At 62.1% G+C, this 512-nt stretch carries 1 protein-coding gene; it reads right to left on the bottom strand.

Annotation, left to right across the window (positions count from 1 at the left end; translation table 11 throughout):
- Positions 1-512 (bottom strand): DDE-type integrase/transposase/recombinase (locus B1964_RS29435; RefSeq protein WP_139765969.1); only part of this gene is annotated, 512 nt, incomplete at both ends.

The following is a 512-nucleotide window of genomic DNA, read 5'->3' as shown; positions in this document are numbered from 1 at the left end:
GATAGCCGTTTGCGCGGTCTCGATGGTGTCGAAGGCGCCAGTCTCGTCGAGAAGCTCCCGGCGCAATGTGCGATGGAATCGTTCGATTTTGCCGGTCGTGGTCGGTGACCGGCGTTTGGTCAACCGCGCGGTGATGCCGTACTCGCGACACGTCCGCTCGAAGAGCACCTCAACCGGCAACGGCCGCGTGTGTCTGCCGGTGAACTGGTTGCCGTTGTCGGTGAGCACCTCGAACGGCACGCCCCATCGATTCATCGCCCCGACGAACGCTTCACACACGGCACTGCCACTGGGCTGCTCGAGAACCGCGGCGACGGTGACGAAGCGGGAATGGTCGTCGATGCCGGTCAACAGTTTGCATTCCCGGCCGCCAGCCAGGAACACACCTCCAACCAGGTCGAGTTGCCACAGATGCATCGGAGCTTCCCGCTCCCATCGCTTGTAGACTCGTTTATGTAGCTGCTCTTGAGGATTGACCAATCCGTTGCGTACCAGCACGCGGTGCACCGTGG

The sequence above is a fragment of the Gordonia sp. i37 genome, assembly GCF_002043085.1.
Taxonomy (GTDB): Bacteria; Actinomycetota; Actinomycetes; order Mycobacteriales; family Mycobacteriaceae; genus Gordonia; species Gordonia polyisoprenivorans.
This window is presented reverse-complemented; position numbering and strand designations above follow the sequence as displayed.